Source organism: Marinifilum sp. D714, from assembly GCF_030851345.1.
Lineage (GTDB): Bacteria > Bacteroidota > Bacteroidia > Bacteroidales > Marinifilaceae > Marinifilum.
In genome coordinates this window covers 1-20,350 of sequence record NZ_JALPNU010000005.1, presented here as the reverse complement: position 1 = coordinate 20,350, position 20,350 = coordinate 1, and the positions used below count along the sequence as shown (strand labels likewise).

15 protein-coding genes are annotated in these 20,350 nt (G+C 36.5%); 13 read left to right on the top strand and 2 right to left on the bottom strand.

Features of this window, described 5'->3' with window-relative positions; genetic code table 11:
• The first annotated feature begins 167 nt into the window (after positions 1–167).
• The 9 genes from M0051_RS06985 (at position 168) to M0051_RS06945 (ending at position 13,159) form a co-directional block, all read left to right on the top strand.
• The gene (locus M0051_RS06985; RefSeq protein WP_306740814.1) at positions 168–641 is read left to right on the top strand and encodes a protein-disulfide reductase DsbD domain-containing protein; all 474 of its coding nucleotides are present in this window, start codon (positions 168–170) and stop codon (positions 639–641) included.
• A 523-nt stretch (positions 642–1,164) separates the two neighbouring features.
• Positions 1,165–2,103, top strand: coding sequence for a phosphate/phosphite/phosphonate ABC transporter substrate-binding protein (locus M0051_RS06980; protein ID WP_306740813.1), 939 nt, complete (start codon positions 1,165–1,167; stop codon positions 2,101–2,103).
• A gap of 8 nt (positions 2,104–2,111) precedes the next feature.
• Entirely contained in the window at positions 2,112–2,747 is a 636-nt protein-coding gene (locus M0051_RS06975) for a 4Fe-4S dicluster domain-containing protein (RefSeq protein ID WP_306740812.1), read from the top strand.
• 16 nt (positions 2,748–2,763) lie between these two features.
• Positions 2,764–3,780: a 4Fe-4S binding protein gene (locus M0051_RS06970; protein WP_306740811.1), complete on the top strand. Its 1,017-nt coding sequence runs from the start codon at positions 2,764–2,766 to the stop codon at positions 3,778–3,780.
• A gap of 471 nt (positions 3,781–4,251) precedes the next feature.
• Positions 4,252–6,249, top strand: coding sequence for a thioredoxin family protein (locus tag M0051_RS06965; RefSeq protein WP_306740810.1), 1,998 nt, complete (start codon positions 4,252–4,254; stop codon positions 6,247–6,249).
• Positions 6,250–6,625: 376 nt separating this feature from the next.
• Positions 6,626–9,427 carry a pitrilysin family protein gene (locus M0051_RS06960; RefSeq protein WP_306740809.1) on the top strand — a complete coding sequence of 934 codons (2,802 nt, stop codon included), beginning with the start codon at positions 6,626–6,628 and terminating at the stop codon, positions 9,425–9,427.
• 131 nt (positions 9,428–9,558) lie between these two features.
• On the top strand, positions 9,559–10,839 hold the full coding sequence (locus tag M0051_RS06955; protein WP_306740808.1) for a serine dehydratase subunit alpha family protein: 1,281 nt from the start codon (positions 9,559–9,561) through the stop codon (positions 10,837–10,839).
• Between the two features lie 51 nt (positions 10,840–10,890).
• The gene (gene trxB / locus M0051_RS06950) at positions 10,891–11,847 is read left to right on the top strand and encodes a thioredoxin-disulfide reductase (RefSeq protein WP_306740807.1); all 957 of its coding nucleotides are present in this window, start codon (positions 10,891–10,893) and stop codon (positions 11,845–11,847) included.
• 196 nt (positions 11,848–12,043) lie between these two features.
• Positions 12,044–13,159, top strand: coding sequence for a PLP-dependent cysteine synthase family protein (locus M0051_RS06945; RefSeq protein ID WP_306740806.1), 1,116 nt, complete (start codon positions 12,044–12,046; stop codon positions 13,157–13,159).
• A gap of 588 nt (positions 13,160–13,747) precedes the next feature.
• Here M0051_RS06945 and yccS read toward each other — a convergent pair.
• A complete protein-coding gene (gene yccS / locus M0051_RS06940; RefSeq protein ID WP_306740805.1) occupies positions 13,748–15,895 on the bottom strand; it encodes a YccS family putative transporter in 2,148 nt (715 codons plus the stop codon).
• A gap of 69 nt (positions 15,896–15,964) precedes the next feature.
• On the opposite strand from yccS, the gene M0051_RS06935 reads away from it, so the two are divergent.
• Together M0051_RS06935 and M0051_RS06930 are read left to right on the top strand one after the other, a co-directional pair.
• Complete coding sequence (locus M0051_RS06935; RefSeq protein ID WP_306740804.1) at positions 15,965–16,186, top strand: hypothetical protein; 222 nt, start codon at positions 15,965–15,967, stop codon at positions 16,184–16,186.
• Between the two features lie 32 nt (positions 16,187–16,218).
• Positions 16,219–16,893, top strand: coding sequence for a putative quinol monooxygenase (locus M0051_RS06930; protein ID WP_306740803.1), 675 nt, complete (start codon positions 16,219–16,221; stop codon positions 16,891–16,893).
• 460 nt (positions 16,894–17,353) lie between these two features.
• On the opposite strand, the gene M0051_RS06925 is transcribed toward M0051_RS06930, so the two are convergent.
• A complete protein-coding gene (locus tag M0051_RS06925) occupies positions 17,354–17,992 on the bottom strand; it encodes a hypothetical protein (RefSeq protein ID WP_306740802.1) in 639 nt (212 codons plus the stop codon).
• A 481-nt stretch (positions 17,993–18,473) separates the two neighbouring features.
• On the opposite strand from M0051_RS06925, the gene M0051_RS06920 reads away from it, so the two are divergent.
• Positions 18,474–18,617 carry a hypothetical protein gene (locus M0051_RS06920; protein WP_306740801.1) on the top strand — a complete coding sequence of 48 codons (144 nt, stop codon included), beginning with the start codon at positions 18,474–18,476 and terminating at the stop codon, positions 18,615–18,617.
• A gap of 677 nt (positions 18,618–19,294) precedes the next feature.
• Positions 19,295–20,179: a hypothetical protein gene (locus M0051_RS06915; protein WP_306740800.1), complete on the top strand. Its 885-nt coding sequence runs from the start codon at positions 19,295–19,297 to the stop codon at positions 20,177–20,179.
• Positions 20,180–20,350 lie beyond the last annotated feature (171 nt).

Sequence of the window (20,350 nt, the reverse complement as noted above, 5' to 3'; positions counted from 1 at the left end):
CGTCTCAATTGAGGTGGCTTTTTATTTGCAGAAACATAGAAAGGTTAATTAAGCTTAAAAAATGCAGCTTAGTTTCACCCTATTTAGTAATATTATTGTCTTAAATGCAGAAAGAATAAACATTAATATTAAAGAGACGAACTCTTTTACAAGTAAAAAATAAGGATATGAAAAGTAAAATTGCAGTACTGCTAGTACTAGTGTTAAGTGTGTCAACTGGTTCATTTGCTCAAATTTTAACACCAGCAAAATGGACTGTTGAGTTATCTAAAAAGGACATTAAAGTAGGTGATGTAATCGAAGTGGTTTTTAAGGCTAAGATTGATAAAAGCTGGCATGTGTATTCAAATGATTTTGATCCGGATTTAGGCCCAATCTTAATCGAATTTGATTTTGAAAATCACGCAAGTTACGAGCGTATTGGAAAGGTAAAACCTATTAATGCTCATAAGAAATATGACAAAATCTGGGAAGGTGATGTAAGTTATTTCGAAGATACTGCAGAAATGCGTCAGAAAATTAAGGTAAAGAGTTTACCATTGCATGTTGAGGGAACTTTTGATTTCCAAACATGTTCAGACCAAACAGGACAATGTGTTATGGGGGATGATGAGTTTGATTTGAATTATCCTGCCAAGTAAATCAAGTTTATATTTCGAGTGAAAGACTGTCTTTTTAGGCAGTCTTTTTTTATATCTATTAAGAATTACTCCTGCTTCTACTGAGGCAGGAGTTTTTTATTCTAGTGCTATGGTATCAACGAACCTAGGTTAAATAAGGTGAAAAAAAAGACCTGATTTCAACTATAATGTTGCTTGCTGGTTAATTAAGGTTAAAAGAGGGCTTATTTTTAAGTATATACCTTAAACTATTAGGTAATGCTGTTATAATTGCAGAAAAATGGATCATTATTGACCCGAGAAGAGGTTTGTTATTTAGAGGAGTTATGAATAATAAAGAAAATGCAATTTCAATTCATCCATTTTTAAAGGAATAGTGTCATTTAGGCAAATACTTAAAGTGGGTGATTAAATTTCCTAGACAAAAAAGTGTTCCTTTTTTTATAAGTTTGATCAATATTAAATTAACAGTATAGGGATTTTGATCTGTTGAATGAAAACAGGTGATAGGGGAATCCGATGTAGTATATAAAAGTTAAATAACATGAAATCACTAATTAAATTATCTGCAATTGCATTGTTGGTCAGTGTGTTTGCATCGTGTAACGAGAAACCTAAGAAGGAAGAGAAAAAAGATGAAGGGTTTGAGGAAACAGCATTTATGCCTTGTTGTGGTGAGCCATCTTCTAATGAAGAGGTATTAACCATTAATCTTGCGTTAAACGATACATATTGTAAGAAAACGGCATGTGCTTGTATTCACGATATTGCAGCAAGAGAATATGAAGAATTGCAAAAGCAATTGATGGAACAATTTAATATTGATTTGCAGATTACCTATTATATGGAGCCTTACATGATGGAAGATCAGTTAAGAGCGAAAACTCATGATGGAGTAATTACAAAACCATGGAATGCTTTCATGCTAATGAAAGAGAATCACCTTCGTTATGAGAGAGTGGCTGATATTCTTGATGTGTACGATAACCAATGGCTAAAAGGTGTATACTTGGTGAGAAAAGATTCAGATATTAAAACCATGGCCGATATCAATGGAAGAACATTGGTTGCAGGTCAGGAAGATGCATATGAAAAATACCATGCTCCTTTACATCAATTGGATAGTATGAATATCAAACCTGGAAAAATCTACTACAAAGCGAGCTGTTTGGAAAGCATTAACGAGCTAATGGATAGAAAAGCAGAAGTAGCTATTGTATCTGATTATGTGATGTCGGCAAGTTGTGCTGTTGATGTTGCCAGCGAAGATGATTTTAGGGTGATTGGAGAAACCGAAAAAGTGCCATTGTGTTCTGTTATCATTGATCGTAAGAAAATCTCGAAAGAAGATGCAATGCGTTTTCAGGCAGCTTTATTGGCTTTATCAAAAGATAAAACTCCGGAAGGAATGTTAAGTGCAGGATTTGTAAAACCTGCATCATGGATCCCAAATCCATATAAAAAACCGATAGCACAAAACTAACTATTAATATGACTGAAAAGAAGAATTGGGACAGACGTAGCTTTTTGCGTAAAGCTGGTCAGGCCACTTGTGCTCTTGCACTTGGAGGGATAGCTTACCGAATTGTAGGTCAGCATTTAAATGAAGAAACCGCAGGTCCACGTTCAAGATATGTTTGGCAGATAGATCCAGACAAATGTACCAATTGTGGTAAATGCGAAACAGGATGTGTACGCACACCTTCGGCGGTAAAGGCAGTTAACGATCAGAAAAAATGTTCTTGTTGTGTAGTTTGCTATGGCCACATTAAAAACAAGCAAATTGCATCAGAGAAGATCATGAGCGACGGAGAAAGAGTTTGTCCGTATGATGCGGTAACTCGTAAGAATTTCTCTGGCGGTAAGGATGGTTACTTTATTTACGATATCGATCATGATAAATGTACAGGATGTGGTAAATGTGCAGAAGCCTGTACGGATAAAGGAACAAAATCGATGTTTTTGATTATTCGTCCAGATTTGTGTTTGAACTGTAATGCATGCGACATCGCTAGAATTTGTCCTGAGGATGCAATTGATCGTTTGTACATCGGGCCAGAAGACGATTTTAAAGGAATTTACGAGTTGGAGTACGGTGAATATGATATGAATGAATATGGAGCTTAAAAGATTTAAATTAAATATGAGAGTAATTATCGTTATTGCATTTGCTCTGGTTTCTTTAGTGGCTTCAGTAAATACAAGTATGGCTTTGCCTACTCCTCAGGAGCAGGATTGTCATAGTGTTGATGATTTAAGTAGAGGTAACATTCGAGAGTTTAAAGACAATTACATTCCGAAGGAATATTTTCCAACGCCGGAATACATGGTGTTTGTAGATTTGGGCGTGCTATTATTATTGCTTTTAATAGGTGTTTTCTTGGTTTGGAGAAAGAAATCACAAAAAGCAATGACTGTAATGGCTATTGTTACATTTGCTTACCTGGGGTTTATACGTGGAGGTTGTGTTTGTCCGGTTGGTGCCATTTCAAATACTACAATGGGATTGATTACTCCAGCCGAAGTTGGTTTGGCAAGTCTGATCATTTTTATGCTTCCCTTAATCATTGCACTAATTATCGGTCGTGTATTTTGTACATCAGGATGTCCACTGGGAGCAGTTCAGCATATGGTACAAAAGTCTAAAAAGACAATCAAGTTGCCTAAAAAACTGAATAACGCACTAAAAGTAGTACCGGCAATCATGTTAATTGCAACAGTTTATTTTGCAATTCAGAGTGCATGTTTTTTTGTTTGCGAGGTGGAGCCCTATAAGGTATTGTTCTTTACAGGACAAACCTGGTTTGAACAAGGACTGGCATTTATCTTGGGACATCCTATGGAACCTAAGTTTTTGTTGGCTTTTGGCATTGGAACCTGGTTGTACCTGATTGCAATTCTTGTTTTGGGATATTGGGTGCCGCGTCCATTCTGTCGTTTCTTATGTCCTTATGGAGTATTGTTGGGAGTGGTTTCATTCTTTTCATTTAAACCAAGAAAAATAAAAGACGATAATTGTGTGTATTGTGGTATGTGCGAAAAGGCATGTCCAACGCAAGCAATTGTTATTGATAGAAAGAACAAGTATTCTTACGTTTCGAATTACGACTGTGTACAGTGTAACAAATGTAATGATGCATGTAAGAAAGATGCTTTTTAGAACAAAGTACCACGATAAAATATATGACCATCCTTCGGGATGGTTTTTTTGTATCGGGCAATAAAATGACATCAGTTTGAAACTTCAAATGGGCTAACTATTTACAATTTTTAAGTAATAATGGCATTAAAACTACAATCAGTGAAAAAAAAGTAAAAAAAAATCATTTTTTTTTCACAGTCAATTTTTATCTAATCTGGATTGTAATTGAAATTCCTAGCTCTAGATAATCAGCGAGTTTAGAGATTTTAAAATAAACAATATAAATAATTGATTGTTTTCTAGATGCCTGCTAATGTGCTAATTATTAACGTTAATTAACGATATTTTTTACTTATTTCGTTCACCCAATTAGGGATTTTGCTTGTCTCTAAAGCGAAGGTTAAATCAAAAAATAATCAACTAATCAACCCAACAGGTTGGAATCTGATAAAAATAAGGTTGCAATCAGTTAAGACTAAAAAGAAACAGATGAAAGGTAAAATTACAATTCTAGCCATTTTAATGATGGTTTTTAGCGGACTTTCTTTCGGGCAGATGATAGAGCCTACAAAGTGGAAAGTAGAGTTTTCTAAAAAAGATGTAAAAGTAGGAGACGAATTAGATGTTGTTTTTAAAGCAACGATTGACAAAACCTGGCATGTTTACTCCAACGATTTCGATGCGGATTTAGGTCCGATCTTGATCACTTTCGAATTCGCAGAGAATTCAAGTTACGAAAGAGTAGGAGAAGTAAAGCCGATCAACTCTCACAAAAAGTACGACGAAGTTTGGGAGGGAGAAGTAAGCTACTTCGAAAATGAAGGAGAAATGCGTCAAACCATTAAGGTAAAAGAATTGCCGCTTCATGTTGCCGGTACTTTCGAATTCCAGACTTGTTCCGATGAAACCGGACAATGTGTAATGGGGGATGACGAGTTTGATTTGAAAATTGGGGAAGCAAAGGAGAAAGCTGTCGTAGCAGATGCTTCTTCAGATACCAATGATAAAGAAAGCAAAAAAGGCTTATGGGCAATTTTTATTGCAGCTTTTGTAGGTGGATTGCTTGCGATTGTTACTCCATGTGTATTCCCAATGATTCCTATGACAGTGAGTTATTTTATGCACTCAGGTGGTGGCAATAAAGCAAAAGGAAGAATGAATGCTTTCTTCTATGGTTTCTCTATTATTGCAATTTACACTGTAATTGGAACAATTCTGGCAGTAGTAATGGGACCTGATTTTGCGAACTTCCTAAGTACTCACTGGGTTCCTAATATTTTGTTCTTCTTGATATTTGTGATTTTTGCATTCTCATTCTTTGGAATGTTTGAAATTACGATGCCAAGTTGGATAGTGAACAAATCAGTGGCGAATGAGGATAAAGGTGGTTTCATGGGATCTTTCTTTATGGCATTTACTTTGGTACTTGTATCGTTCTCATGTACAGGTCCAATTGTAGGTTCAATTCTTGTAGCATCAGCAGGTGGTGAAGTATTGATGCCAATTGTTGGTATGTTAGGATTCTCATTGGCATTTGCATTGCCATTTACATTGTTTGCAATTTTCCCAGGATGGTTGAACAATCTTCCTAAATCAGGTGGATGGTTGAACTCTGTAAAAGTTGTGTTAGGTTTCTTGGAATTGGCATTGGGTTTAAAATTCTTAAGTGTTGCCGATCAAACTTATCACTGGGGAATTTTGGACAGAGAAGTATATATCGCAATCTGGATTGTAATCTTTACATTATTAGGTTTCTATTTGTTAGGAAAACTAATGTTTGCTCACGATAGCCCATTGAAAAGTATCAGCGTACCTCGATTGATGTTGGCAATTGCTTCATTCTCATTCGTTGTGTATATGATTCCAGGTATGTTTGGAGCTCCATTGAAAATGTTATCAGGTTTTACCCCACCTCAAGCTACACACGACTTTAACCTAAGTCAAATTGTACGCGATAATGCAGGAGGAGGTGCAGGGCCAGTTCATAAAGCAACTCATAAGGCAAAATACTCTGACTTTTTACATTTGCCTCATGGATTGGAAGGTTACTTCGATTATGAAGAAGCACTGGAAGCATCAAAACGTGAAGGAAAGCCAATTTTCGTAGATTTCACTGGGCACGGTTGTGTAAACTGTCGTGAAATGGAGGCCAATGTATGGTCCGATCCTGCAGTATTAAAAAGATTACAGGAAGATTTTATTATAGTTGCTCTGTACGTAGACGATAAGAAGAAATTACCAGAAGAAGAATGGTATGTGTCTGAATACGATGGAAAGAAAAAGAAAACCATTGGTAAGCAAAATGCAGATCTTCAAATTCGTAAGTATAATGTAAATGCTCAGCCATATTACGTACTTCTTGATGGAGAAGGTAATGATTTAACAACACCAACAGCTTACGATTTAGATGTAAATAAATTTGTAAAATTCCTTGATGAAGGAAAGGAGAATTTTAAAAAAAAAGTAACAGCTCAGACCGTTAAATAGAGCTATTATATAAAGATAGTTTAGATTAGTTAGTGAAGTTTTCATATAGTCAATGAAAACATGGTTAGTAAGAATAGATTTTGATAATAGGAGGAAATCTCCTCCTGTTATCAGGTCTATACAAAACTAAGGCTATCAAAATCAAAATTTACAACAACAAATACTAGTTAGTGGTTATGGGCAGGGCAGTAAAGAACTTTACCCCAATATCTGATCTATAAACTCCCTGCTCACACCCTTTTATCATTAGAAAACCAATTACCAAAAAACCGTTTTAAATTGAGATAATGCTACTTTTGCATGCTCATTTAAGATTGTTGTCTCGGACGGGCAGAACTCTCGGAATGATTTTGAGAAAAACTAAAAAAACAACAAAATGAAGAAATTCTTAACCTTACTCGTAATGAGTGTGATTTTGTTCTCTGGTAATTTTAGCCAGGCTCAAAATACTACAACAATTCCGTTGAATCCTAAGGTAAAGCATGGTAAGCTTTCTAATGGAATGACCTATTATGTGATGCACAATGAAGAGCCAAAAGACAGAGCAAGTCTTTATTTCGTGCAAAATGTAGGTGCAATTTTAGAAGAAGATGCACAAAATGGATTGGCTCACTTTTTGGAGCACATGGCTTTTAATGGTCTTAAAAACTTCCCAGGGAAAAACATGTTGAATTATCTTGAGAAGAACGGTATCAAGTTTGGTAGAGATATCAATGCTTATACAGCTCAGGATGAGACAGTATACAACATCAGTAACCTTCCTACAGGTAACGATAACTTATTGGATTCCGCTTTACTTGTCCTTCACGATTGGTCGGGTGGCTTGTTATTGGAAGCAGAAGAAATTGAATCGGAAAGAGGTGTAATTCATGAAGAGTGGAGAACCAGAAGAAATTCTCGTTTTCGTATCAGCTCTCAAACCAGACCGGTAATGTACAATCACTCGCAGTACGCTAAACGTGATGTAATTGGAGACTTGAATGTAATCGATAACTTTGAGCACAAGCAATTGCGCGATTACTACAAGAAATGGTACCGTCCGGATAACCAGGCTGTAGTGGTAGTTGGTGATTTTGATGTGGAGAAAATTGAAGCAAAAGTAAAGTCTCTTTTCTCAAAAATTCCAATGCCTAAAAGTGCTGCTGAAAGAGTATACTATCAGGTAGAAGATAGCAAAGAACCTCAATATGTATTGGCGAAAGATAAGGAAGCTAAATCAGTTTCTATCAACTGGATTTTCCGTAAGCCAGCTTATACTACACGTGATGAAAATTATATGCGTGAGAGTTTGGTTCAGGGAATGTTCAATACCATGTTCAACAACCGCTTGAAAGAGTTGATGCAAAATCCAGCATGTCCTGCTGTGGGAATGAGCGTTGGCAATTTCGGAATGTGTCGTACCAAAGAAGCAAACTACATTGGTGTTTCACCAAAAGAGAACAAAGAAATTGAAGCATTCGAAACATTCATGACTGAATTTGCCAGAGTTCAACGCTTTGGATTTACAGAGACAGAATTGGAAAGAGTAAAAACTTCGTTCTTGAGAAGTTATGAATCATATCTGCAAGGAAAAGATAAAATTTCAAACGAAGATTGGGCAAAAACTTTCCAGAAGCATTATTTAAGTGCTAATCCTGCTCCTTCAGTAGAATGGGAAGTGGAATTTGGAGAAAAAACGATTCCATCTATTACCTTAATGGAGGTAAACTCAATGTTGAAAAACTATGGAAATATCAACAACAGTGTTTTTGCTTTGAGCGGTCCAGATAAAGAAGAAATCAAATACCCTACAAAAGAGGAGTTATTTGCATCGGTTAAAAAAGTAATGACTTCAAATATTGAAGCTTATGCGGATGAAACAGGTGATGCTCCGCTTGTTACTGATGAATTAACAGACAAGAAATTTGCTTCGGAATCAGTTGTAAAAGGGACAGATGCGAAATTATATACATTAGAGAATGGTGCTCGTGTAGTTGTTCTTCCTACTGATTACAGCAAGGATGAAATTTTATTTAGCTCATATAGCTTTGGTGGTAGTTCACTACTTGAAAGAGAAGATTTAGAGTCTGGAGATGTTGCAACCATGTTAGCAAAAATTTCAGGAGTAGGAGAATTCAATGCCATTCAGTTAAGAAAGAAATTGACAGGTAAGATTGCAGGTGTGCAACCCGCATTGGGTTCATATACTGAAACATTCTCGGGATCAGCTTCTCCAAAGGATTTCGAAACCATGTTACAGTTATTGTATCAGTATTTCGAGCATCCAAGATTCGATGAAAATGTATTCCAGGCACAAATGGGAGCAATTAAGAACAATCTTCAAAATGTGAAAGCTGACAATGGCAAAGCATTGAAGGATACAATTGGACAGATGATGGCTAACCACCACGAACGTGCATTGATGTTCAATGAAGAGTTCGTTAATAATATCGATTTTGAAAAGGCCAAGAAAATTTATTTGGACAGATTTAAAGATGCAAGCGACTTTACCTTCCTGTTTGTAGGTAATATCGATGAGGAAAAGCATTTGCCTTTAATCCGCAAATACATTGGAAGCATTTCTTCTGAGAATCGCAAGGAAAACTGGGTTGACAGAAAAGTGCGTATGGCAGAAGGAAAATCTCAAAATATTTTTGAAAGAGAAATGCAAGTACCAAAAACAACAGTATTCCTTTCAGTTAAAAATGAAATGAAATACAATCTTGAAACAAGAATGTATGCAAGAGTTGTTGCAGAATTACTTTCGAAAAGATATATGGAAACCATACGTGAGCAAGAAGGTGGAACTTACGGTGTTAGCGTTCGTCCATCAATCAGCAAGCGTCCATACGAAAATGTTGGTATCACAATCAGTTTCGATTGTGGTCCTGAAAAGCAAGAAAGATTAAGAGAATTGGTATATCAGGAAATTGATGCCATTGTAAAAACAGTTAATGAAACTGATCTTGAAGAAATCAAGAAAAATTACATTAAGAACAGAGCTGAAGCAGTAAAAGAAAACAGTTTCTGGTTAAGTGTAATTCAGGGATCATTAATGAACAATGAACCTATTACTGATACTGAATCTTACAATAATCTTGTAAATAGTATTAGTGCTAAGAAAGTAAAAGAATTTGCTAAAAAATTATTTAGGAAATACGATTCTGTAGAGGTAGTGATGAACCCTAAGAAATCGTAAAACAAAATCAATAGTCTGTTTTGGTTTAGTTTTGGATCGGTCGGAGGTAAGGGGCCGGCCGGTCCGTTCTTTCATCTAACAACAATTAACCACCCAAAAAAACAACAAACATTTAATTTTATCTCTAACTAATGAAAGAAGTATTCTTGCAAAAGCTGAAGGAGGAATTCGTTCCAGCTCTTGGATGTACAGAACCGGTAGCAGTTGCTTATGCAGCAGCTAAAGCTCGCGAAGTGTTAACATTACAACCAGAACGCATAGAGTTCTTTGTAAGTGGAAACATTTTAAAAAATGGAATGGGCGTAGGAATACCTGGTTCGGGTATGGTTGGATTAACCATTGCCGGAGCATTAGGTGCTTTAGGTGGTGATCCAACAGCGGGACTTGAAGTATTGGATGGCATCAGTGAGGATGTTATGGACATGGCAAAATCTTTTGTCGATGAAGGAAAGGTTTCAGTTGATGTAAAGTATGATGTACCTAAATTGTACATTGAGTGTATTTGCCACAATGGAGACAATACTGGTAGAGTAATTATTCAAGATCGTCATACAAATATTGTAGCTGTTGAAAGAAATGGAGAGGTGATATACAGCAATGCACGTGATTCCGGTGATAAAGGAGGAACAGACTTCTCCCAATGGAGCTTTGAAAATATTTACAATTTTATCAATACGGTAGATATTTCAGAGATCAGCTTCATCGAAAAAGGAATCAAATTGAACAAATCGATTGCTGAGGAAGGCTTAAGAGGAAATTATGGTCTTCAGGTTGGTAAATCGATGATGTTGAACATCAAGAAAGGTTTATTGTCTTCTGATGTCATGAACCGATCAATCATGTTAACTGCTGCTGCTTCTGATGCTCGTATGGCAGGTAGTACCATGCCGGTGATGTCGAATTGTGGTAGTGGTAACCAGGGAATTAGTGTTACCCTTCCTGTAGTGGTTGCAGCGGAAGAATTGGAAGTAGAGCACGAAAAATTATTACGTGGTTTGGCTTTGGCATTGCTAACTACAATTTACATGAAATCATTTGTAGGGCAATTGTCGGCATTATGCGGAGTGTTGCTTTCTACTGCTGGTGCAGGATGTGGAATTACTTACATTATGGGAGGAGATTTCCAACAGCTGGGCATGACCTTGAAAAACATGACTGGTAGTGTAACGGGTATGATTTGCGATGGTGCAAAATACGGTTGTTCTCATAAGATTTCGGCAAGTGTTAGTGCTGCAATTCAATCCTCTTTATTGGCAATGAACCACAATGTGCTAAATGGAATGAATGGTATTATTGATGATGACGTTGAAGCAACAATTAGAAATATTGGACGTCTTGCCAATGAAGGAATGGAAGTAACCGATGAGGTGATTCTAAAGACCATGTTGGAGAAAATGAAAAAGATATCATAAGCTAACCTGAAGGATTTTAATCAAATTCAGGTGATAAAATATTGATTTAAGATGGATGTGAAAGAGAATAATATTGAAAAAGTAAAGTGTTTGATTATTGGTTCAGGCCCTGCGGGTTATACCGCTGGTATTTATGCTTCCAGAGCGAATTTGAACCCTGTGGTTTATGAAGGATTGCAACCAGGTGGTCAGTTAACAACAACTACTGAGATTGATAACTTTCCTGGATACCCGGAAGGAATTAGTGGTCCTGTAATGATGGGAGAGCTAAAAAAGCAAGCTGAAAGATTTGGTTGTGATTGCCGTTGGGGAATTGTTACTGATGTTGATTTTGAGCAAAGACCATACAAAGTAACTGTGGATGGTAAAACTGAAATAGAAGCTGAATCGGTAATTATTGCAACAGGAGCAACTGCCAAGTATTTAGGACTTGAAAGTGAAGAGAAATATAAAGGTTCTGGTGTTTCGGCATGTGCTACTTGTGATGGATTTTTCTATAGAGGAAAAGATGTTGCCGTAGTGGGTGGTGGTGATACTGCTTGCGAAGAGGCATCATATCTTGCCGGACTTTGTAACAAAGTGTATTTGGTGGTACGTAAGGATCATTTGCGTGCTTCGAAAGCAATGCAGGAGAGAGTTTTCAAAACAGAAAATATCGAAATATTATTCGAACACAATACCAAAGAATTAACTGGAGATATGGGAGTTGAAGGATGCACTTTGATTAAAAAAGCTGGTACTCCTGAAGAAGAGGAAGTGAAAATTGCTATTGATGGATTTTTCCTGGCAATTGGACACCATCCAAACTCTGATGTCTTCTCAAAATATGTGAAAACTGACGATCAGGGATACATTTTAACTGAAGCAGGAACTCCTAAAACAAATGTTAAAGGTGTATTTGCTTGTGGTGATGTTCAGGATCCGGTGTATCGTCAGGCAATTACTTCTGCAGCTTCTGGATGTCAGGCAGCTATGGAAGCTGAAAGATATTTAGCTGAATTGAACTAATACCGTCTTTCATAATTTAAGTGTAAGTTTCAGCAAAGCAGGCAAGCTCGCCAATTTATTCAGACATGTTAAACGAGCTTGCCTCTTTTTTAAGAAACATAAAGGATAAAGAGATCTTATAAGATTGAATATGTTTAACTACTATACGTGAGATCGATTTTTACATTGAGCTCTCGTTAAATAACAACCTAACAAAATGATTACAAATCCCCTAAGCAAAAGAATTGTAGGCATTTCCAGTTTAATCGGAAATACGCCTTTATTAGCGATAGAGTTTACTTACAAAGGAAAAACTCGTACCATTTATGCCAAGGCTGAATACCTGAACATGACAGGTAGTATTAAGGATAGAATGGCATTTCATATTTTGCAAAAAGCCTATAAGAGCGGAGCTTTAAAAGAAGGTGATCGTATTATCGAGGCAACCAGCGGTAATACAGGAATTGCATTCTCAGGAATTGGTCGTGCCATGGGACATCCTGTTACCATTTATATGCCCGATTGGATGAGTCAGGAAAGAATTAACCTGATGAAAAGCTACGGTGCAGACATTCAGTTGGTAAGCAAAGTGGAGGGTGGATTCCTTGGAAGTATCGAAATGGCGAACAAATTAGCCGAAGAAGACGAGCATACCTTTTTGCCACGTCAGTTTTCCAACTGGGACAATTGTGAAGCACATTACAACACAACTGCTCAGGAATTGTGGTGGCAATTGAAATATAGAAATCTGGTGCCTGACGCATTTGTTGCAGGTGTTGGAACGGGAGGAACTGTGATGGGAGTTGGTAAATTCCTAAAAGAGCAGAATCCTGAAATTAAAATTCATCCTCTTGAACCATCTAACTCACCTACCATGTCAACTGGATACAAAGTTGGAAAGCATAGAATTCAGGGAATTTCCGATGAGTTTATTCCTTCTATTGTAGAGTTGGGTAAACTGGATGAAATTGTAAGTGTTGATGATGGTGATGCAATTGTTATGGCACAAAAACTTTCTTCTGTTTTGGGAATCGGAATAGGGATTTCATCGGGAGCAAACTTTTTGGGAGCACTTAAAATTCAGGAGGAATTAGGTGCTGATGCAGTCGTGGTAACTGTATTTGCCGATGATAACAAAAAATACCTAAGTACAGATTTGATGCGCGAAGAACCCGTGAAAGAAGACTTTATGGCTCCAGGTGTTGAGCTTCATAAATTCAGAGCGTTCAAACGAGTTTGTCACACTTGTTGCGATCCTACCGATTGTGTAGAAGGAAATTATCATGACGCTTACGAAATGGTAAAATTGCCATATTGTCCAAGAAGAAATTAATCAATCTAATTTCCATATCTTAAGCCTCTGTCCTAAAAGACAGAGGTTTTCTTTTTTTATTTATCCTCAAGCCGGATGGGCTGTTCTTTTATTCATACATAATTTTCACGGGCATTCATGAGCTCGCAAAGCTCGGTTATCATTGCTATAAAAGATCCAAAAGATCTAGACGTCAAAAATTTCGTTACCCATTACGACTCAAAGTCTAAACAACCGAACGAAGTGAGCTCATGAACACCTTATAGATATAATTATTCTGTGAATAAAATAATATTCTCTCGTACCTCGTTCATGGAATTCTGTTCTTAACGACTTTTTCATCTATGGGGCCCAACAAATTTTTGAATGTCACATTTTCTGCAGGGTTTTAACTTAAAATCCTTGGGTTAAAACCCAAGGCAAATTGATTTATTCTGCACAAAGCATTTCATATGTCATCTGCTTTTGCTGAGGACTTTAATGTCTACATTTGTTTGGTTTCAGATGTCAGGGCTGTTTTTGTCATTCATTACTCATGTAATCATGAATTTTCAATAATACTTTGCGCTCTATTCTGTTTTAATGCTTTGCATCCTTTGCGTGAAATATTTATTCAACTTCAATTTGAGATGCCTTTTGTGCCAATTGCTGTGTTACTTCTGCAATATTGTATAGCAATACCAACTTTTGTCGGTGTGTTCCCCTTTCTGTATTTTCCAGGGTATTGCCCAATTTCTCAAGAACAGTCTCAAGATCTTCATAGGGACAATTCGAATCATTTCTTCTCAATGATTCCGCTACCACTAGAAGTTCTTTTTCCACTTCCTGGTACATCAATTGCAATTCCTCGTTCATGTAATCAGGAATGTTACGGTGTGCACCCAAAGCAGATAGATAGGAGAGCAATGCATGGTTGAGGTAGGTAATGGAAAAAGCCCTTTTTTGCATTTTCTGATGGCGTTTGGGCTCCAGTTTCATTCCCCTCCAAGCCATGGACAACGCATTATCAGCCTGATGAGCTTGATACCTTGATATTCTATAAGTCAGCAAATCATCTTCACTTGGTGCTTTGTGCTCCATTAAAATCTGATTAAAGTAGGTATGATTTTTTTCTACGGCAGTTGCCAGTAGGTTCGGAAGTTGTTTGTATTGCCAATCGGGCCACATGAAACGAACCACGATAATGGACAGAAGTGCTCCAATTACCGTATCTATAATTCTGGGAATCATTACTACAACTCCTTTATCGGCAAGCAGATTAAAAGCAGCAATCACAAATATGGTAACAAAGATTACCGAAACTGCATAATTGTTTTTCAGCCACGCAAAGAAAAGAAAGGCGGCAATTAATAACAGAACCACTTGTCCTCCAACGGTAGGAAGTATTTGAACAATGCTAACCCCAAGGACCACACCTGTTATGGTTCCCAGAATTCTCTGAAACAGCCTTTGTCTGGTTTCGCTATAGCTGGGCTGACACACAAACAGACTGGTCAATAAAATCCAATAACCTTTTTCGATATCAAAAGCCAGCATCAAAAGATATCCGATAAGGAAACAGGTAGACAATCGAATGGCATATTTGAATTTAGGATGATTCCAGTTCAGCTGATTGGTAAAGCGTTTCCACAAACTACTCGAATCCTTGTCGACTCTTGGCAATAAGCCGGAATCCACGTTAAAATTCATGTTTTGTAAGGAAAGATGCGACTGATTAAGGTTCTGCAGCAGCAAACCCAAATCATTTTTGTTCTCATTCTTCCTGATCGCTTTCAGTTGAGCCTGAATGGCATTGATGGTCCATTTTATGGAAACAGGATGATGATATTCAGTTCCCATCAATAGGCTTTTCGATACTTCGTGTGCAGCAAGAGATAATTGCAGCATCAACTGACCTAAACCTTCCAAAATCTCTCGGTTGTCTGCATCAGCACTCAATAAATCGTAACGCTCATGACTCGAAGCCGCTCTTTCGTGAAGACTTTGCAATAGAATAAACTTGTGAAGGTAGGGACGAAGTGGATTCTCATCATTCATCGCATCGCTGTAACTGTTCAATACATTCTTACATCTGCCTATGGAGTTTACTACTTTAACATTTAAAGAAGCCAGTCTTTGCCTGGTCTTTTTCTGTATGGATTTATCGCTGGGAAATAATTTTGATTTCTCTTTTAGATACAAAGAAAGATTCTCGAAACCATCGGCCAATTGCTCCTCCAGCAATCGTGCCGGATGCAAATACAGCAATACCAATGACAATAATCCGTAGCAAAGTGCTCCTGTTGGCAATAAAATGATTTGAGCATACCAATTCGGAGAAATTTCGGCTCCCAACATGGTGTAAATGGCTACAAGCAGGGCTCCAAATGTAATTCCCCGGTATCGCTCACCCAGGCCACCAACCAGAATAAAGGTGATGGTAGATCCTACCAGGCCTATGCCAAACAGAATGGGGTAGGGCAATAAAATCTCGACAGAAGCAGAGGAAATTACAAAACTAAGAATGGTAAGCAGCAATGCTTTTATTCTTCCCTTAGGGTGGTCATCGGTTTCGGATAAAGCACCTGCCAATGCGCCCAAGGCCAAGGTTACCCCAATAAAAGCCATGTCGAAAATCACAAAGGGAATCAACAAAGCCCCCATGGCAATGGCAGCCTTAAGGGCCAACAACCTGTTGGGATATCGCCATAGGTTCTGTATCCAGAATTCGTACCATTGTTTGCCTTGAAATCGCGTAACTCTTAATTTGTTTTGCATGCATCGAAATTTTAAGGCTGTAAAGATACGAACTCAGATTCGTAATAAAATCTAAAATTTCAGAAGTCTTTGAATAAGTTAGGATTACAATCGATTGCGAGAAAAAATAATGAAGATATTGTCGCTATGGGAACTTTTTCAAAGCATACGATTCATCGAACTCAGGTTTATAGATTGGATAGCCTGCTCGCTGATTTCTTAAATGATATGGCAGGCTGTTTTTTTATCGAATGGATAGGTGAGAATAATAGCGATCTGAGTTGCCCCTTGATTCAAATCGTTGTAAATTAATGAGAACAAAAATCAATTAAAAAGAATCAAGGATGACTGATGAATATGCTAATCCCAATGACCTGGTGTTCTATGTGAAATATCATATCAAGCCAGAATTTATAAACGAGTTTAAGGAACGATTAATGGGTGTTGTTAAAAACATGACTCAGGAAGATAGTTTTGTGAGTGCTTTTGTGCACCAGTATGCAGAAGGTGAGGGGCGTTTTTCCATGTATGAACGATGGACGGATGCTTCGAAGGATGCTTTTATGAGCTATCAAATGGAAGGGAAAACCTATCGAAAGGAATATGAGAAGCGACTACCCCAGATAAGTGAAACTCCCCGAAAGATTCACCTGTTAAAACCATTGGCCTATTGGATAAGTGCAACTGTAAAGCCATCGGAAAATGATTTGATCTTCTATGTGAATTTCCACATTAAACCAGATAAGCTTGAGGACTGGAAGAAAGCTGCTTTGCAGGTACTCAATAAAATGGCCGAAGAAGACGCCTTCGTAAGCACTTTTCTGCATCAGGATGCAGAAGATCCTTCCCGCTTTACCATTTATGAAAGGTGGAACGAACCAAGTATGGAGGCCTTTGAAAAGAACCACCTGAATGCAAAAGAATATCGGCAGGTCTATAAAAACATGCTGCCAGATATGATGCAAAGTATGCGAACTTTTAGAGTACTGGAACCTTTGGGAAGCTGGATAGGGAAATAGCTTTGAGTCGATTAAAAATTGAAGAATGCCGATTCTGAAAATCAGAATCGGTATTCTTTCTTATATAAGATTTAACAGAAAAATATACTTGTTTGCTTTATATGTAAAATGTTTTAGTAATTTTGAAGGAGTACTAGCTGAAGAAACTTGAAACCCCTATTATATGAATAAGAAAATACTAAAGGCCATAGGAATTATTGTATCGATTGTAGTGATAATTGTCTTTTTGGACGCTGTTTTAGGAGAGTTTTTAACAGGATGGAATAATCCAAAATAAACGCATAGCTCGCACTAGCAAGAGATTGACTAGTGTGTCATTTACAAAGGATAAAGAAAACGACAAAAAGAGGCTGTCCGAAAAGTAAAGTTTACTGCTTATATGTTGAATGTGCAGAGATATTACTTTTTGAACAGCCTCTCGGCATTTGAAGCGAAAACACCTAATCGCCAGATAAATATTTTATTTTAGTGCCTCCAGGGTAATGCTTTCCACATTTGATTTTTGCCCAACAATTTGTCCTTTGTATAGGAAATAGGCGTAATAACTCCTGGTTTCTGGTTTTTTAGGATCCATACGAGCTTTGGGATCTTGCCAATTATGGCGGGTAAGGGTTTCCTCGTATTCTCTTACTTCATCGCCATAGCTAACTTTACAGAACAGACGAATACCATCAAATACCGATTTTTTGTACTTAATTTGAGGAGCACCCGATACCAGGTCAATTTCCAATTCAGGTCGCTGTGTATCGGTATCGATAATACGTTGAATAGGATTAAGTCCCAAATCCTCAAGAATGGCAGGAGTACAAATTGGATTGTTCACCAATTCTTTTCTAAAGTCACGAACTACACTTATGCAAGAAGGATGTTTGATTTCATACTCTTTGTTGGTAGAACGCGATTGAGCTTTGATAATGTTCTTCTTCTCGCTCAATGCCTTGTCATCCTGAAGTACCTTTATAATTTCGGCAACTCTTTCAGCAGAAAGACCTAGGACCTCTTGATAAACAGGAAGCTTGGCAATGAGGTTTTCGCCTTGGGAATTAAAATCCTCCTCAGCTTTAAAAATGTAATCGCTGTTTACTTTGACTTGTGTCATGACATTGTTTTTTGGTTTTTGATTTATATTTTGTTTCTTAACTCTTGTTTAATAAAATTGGTATGTATTTTTATAAATGTCAATATTTTTCGCATAAAAAATTTCATTAATCATGAAAAAAGGTTCGTAAGACCAGTAAAAACCGCCTTTAGAGTAAATTAAAATCACATGAAATATTTTTAAAAAAGAAGGGGAAAACATTTTTCCGAGCTTAAAAACATATTTTTTAAAACTCTGCGAAAAACATATGATAATAAAATTATCAGTAATTAATCTGTTTTTGCTTCGTTTAAATTTTTAAGAATAGCGGAAATGTCAATAAATACATAACATGTACACTTTTAGTAGAGGAATGTCCATTTTAGGAAGAATTTTTGAATTTAGATATGGTTTTATACAGATGTTGGTAAATTCTTCTACAAGTTCAATAAAAATAGGAGGTGTGTGTAGTGTGGTGTATTGATGTAAATTCATTAAGTTCATGAAAAAAATCATTGGGCAAGTGCTTTTTTTCTCTGAAAAAGACAAAATGGCTTCTGAAAACAGATTTTCGAAGGCTAAAAAAAGACTTCTGGAGTTTAGGAAAAGCTGTCTGGAAAAATGGTTAGAGCTAGCGGAAGTTTAAAACAGCATAACCAGTGTTCGGAAAAGTTCCCTGTACTTAAAAAAATGCCTGGCGGAAGTTCAGAAAAGCTGTTTGGAAGCTCCCTTGGCCTTCGCGGAAGTTCAAAAAAGCATAACGAAAGTTCCGGAAACCTGTTTCTAAAGTCCGTTGGCTCTAATAAATGTTTCGTAGGACTTAAAATGTTTTATGAAGTACTTGTCCAACTTCCCTTAGATTGTTTTAATTTTTCGGATAGCTAGTGTCTTGAGTTTTGTGTAATGGAGGAAAGACGAAATTAATTAAGTCTTTAATGACGAAACAAGAACCATTAGTAATTAGGGAGATTAGATTCTCTTAAAATTTATTACTGTAAAATATTTGCTTTAAAAATGATTGTTTATAAATTTGATTTTCATTACACATGAAAATGATGTTGTTGATTTGATTGGAACAAGGAAAAGATTAACGTTACATATATAATATTTTAGGCCATGGTTTGAGTAAAACAACAGAGCGTTATACTCATGTTGCAAAAAACAAGATATCTAAGTTTAAAAATCCAATAGATATTTTTAATAACTCTACCTAAAGGTTGGGTTAGCCACCCAAATTTAATAGATAAACAAAATGATATAATCAAAATAAACCAACTAAGTTGGGTTAGCCCAACGTTAGCCATAATATTAAATCCTACAAATATGAAAACTATTAAGAGAATTTTATCAATCTGTTTAATCACACTAACCTTTATTAGTTGTGGAAAAAATGAAAAGTTAATTCAATCCGAAGAAACGGTAAATAATTTTTTCAGTTCAGTTAATAAAGAAAATGCAGAATTAATGAAAAAATACTATCCTGGAATATCAACCTTTGATAGTTATTTTAAGTCTGACTCAATCTTGATAAGAAAATCAGATTTTTTAAATGATTCAACAATTAATATTTCAGTAACGAATTTCTTCACAAATGGATTTGGCAAAAAAAACAATAATGAAATTGAATTATTTCTTACTCCTGACTCGTTAGGAAACTATTTGTCCATATTGGATAGTAAAGGAATGACCAACCATAATGAAAACGAGATTTATCAATTTGCAAGGAACACAGGTTGTTTATTAGAATCAGACACAACCGACATTCAGATGAACAGGAAATTCATAAACGCCCAACTATTAGCTTATCAATATACTATTGAAAATTTACTTGATTTTACGAAAAATGTAAACGTGGTTGATTGGAGTTGGGAATCTGGGTATGGCAATTCTGCATCAGGGAAAGGAATTGTTCGAAATAATACTACTTTCAACATACCCAATGTAAAATATGAAATTAAATATAAAGACAGATATGGCAATGTCATTACATCAGATGATGGTTATGTAACACACGACATGTTAAGAGCAGGCGAATCTAAATCGTTTACTTTCTACTCAAGCTATGTCGGAAATGCATCGAGAGCAAGTATTTCATTAGAATTCGACGAAGAAATGATTTCTGAGTATGTTCTAGATAATGAATATAGTGGTAATGAATATGAACTATATTTGGCAGAATTAGAAGAAGATGCAGGAAAAACTGAATAAATACTATGGCTAACAATGGCTTATAATGCATAGGCCTGCCGCAGGCGCAACACAGGCCAACGCATCATAGCTTGGCCGTTGAACAAAAACCGCCTACAGCGGTAGCTTAGAGATAAGGTTGTAACTTGATTAAGTATTTATTCATTAAACTATTTAGTCATGAAAAAAAAG